A 1,560-nucleotide genomic window follows, 5' to 3' on the forward strand; every position below is an offset into this window, starting at 1 on the left:
GGGGGCCTTGGGCCCCCCGCCCCGCCCCCGCAAACCCCAAAGCACTATGTGCGATCTCCGAACGCCCCCCCGGGCATTAGGGCTGGGCCGGCACCGAAGGTAGCGCCCCAGCCCAAAAACGATTTTTCTCCCCCCTCCCTCGGGCCCCAGGGGCCCTGGCTGGCTTCCCTCCTGACGGCGCGTGGATTGGACTCGACGCCTGATGTTGCACAGGACGTCTTTTGTATCCCCCAAGGCGTCCGGCAGTCCCTAAGCGCCAGGGGGTTATTCATACCGCAAGGCCACGATCGGATCCAGCCGCGCCGCCCTCCAGGCCGGATAGAGCCCGAAAAAGAGACCAACTGCCGAACTGATTCCCACCGCCAGCATCACAGCCCCAGGGGTCACAATCGCCTGAAACGCCCCTCCGGCCAGGGCCGAGATCAATTGCGCCACGATGATCCCCAGCAGAACCCCCAACCCACCTCCGATCAGCGAAAGCACCACTGTCTCGATCAGGAACTGGAGCAGAATATCCCGTCGCCGGGCTCCCACGGCTTTGCGCAGGCCGATCTCCCGGGTGCGTTCCCGCACCGAGACCAGGGTGATGTTCATAATCCCAATCCCTCCGACCAGCAAGGAGATCCCAGCGATCGCGGAGAGAAAGGCGGTGAGGATCGTCGTGAGATTGCCGAAGAGACTCAGGATCTCCTCCTGGGAAACCACGGTGAAGTCTTCATCCTCCCGGAAGCGGATCCCGTGGCGTTCCCGCAGGATCGTGACCGCCTGCTCCTGAGCCGCGCGGATCCGCTCATGGGAACGGGCGACCAGCACAATGGCCGTGAGGCCCGGTTCCCCTCCGCGCCCCCGCAAGCTGTAGAGATACTGATGCATGGTGCTTAACGGGATCAGCACCACCTCGTCGTCATTCCCGAAAGAGGTCCCGCCCTTTCGGCTCAGCACGCCGATGACGCGGAAGGGGATATCCCGGATCCGAATCAACTGCCCGATGGGGTCCCGTTCCCCAAAGAGTGCTCGAGCGGTCTCGGCGCCCAGCAGCGCCACCCGGGCCCGGGTTCGTTCATCCTCCGGTTCGATGAAACGGCCTCGATCCACCTGCCAGTTCCGGGCGATTTGATACTCCGGGGTAACCCCGCGCACGGTCACCGCCGTTCGTTCTTTCTCTGAAGCAATGGGGAAAGTCTGGGCCACCAGGGGGGCTACCATCCCAATGTCCGGGGCCCGGACCGGGTCCTGCAGGGCCTGGGCGTCGCCCAGGGTCAGAACAGGGCGCATCAGGCCGGATTGCTGCGCAGCGGCCCGCGTGAATCCGCTCTGGGAGAATCCTCCCGGGAAGACGAATAGAACGTTGGGTCCGATGGCCTGGACCTGGCGCTGGATATAGTCCTGCACGCCCTGGCCGGCGGCCAGCAAGGCGATCACCGCGCCCACGCCGATGAGGATCCCCAGCAAGCTGAGAGCCGTGCGAAGTTTATTGGCCAGCAGGCTCTGGGTGGCGGTCTGCAGATTCTCTTGAAGAAGGGCTAACACAGGAGGCCTCCACAGTGCTCTAAAAAGATC

General features: G+C 64.2%; 1 protein-coding gene. It reads right to left on the minus strand.

Annotated elements, in window-relative coordinates; genetic code table 11:
- Positions 1–264: 264 nt before the first annotated feature.
- Positions 265–1,560, minus strand: a 1,296-nt coding sequence (locus NZM16_RS13755) for an ABC transporter permease (RefSeq protein WP_295480935.1), incomplete at its 5' end; no start/stop codon positions are given.

This window comes from Thermoflexus sp. (genome assembly GCF_025055495.1).
GTDB lineage: Bacteria > Chloroflexota > Anaerolineae > Thermoflexales > Thermoflexaceae > Thermoflexus.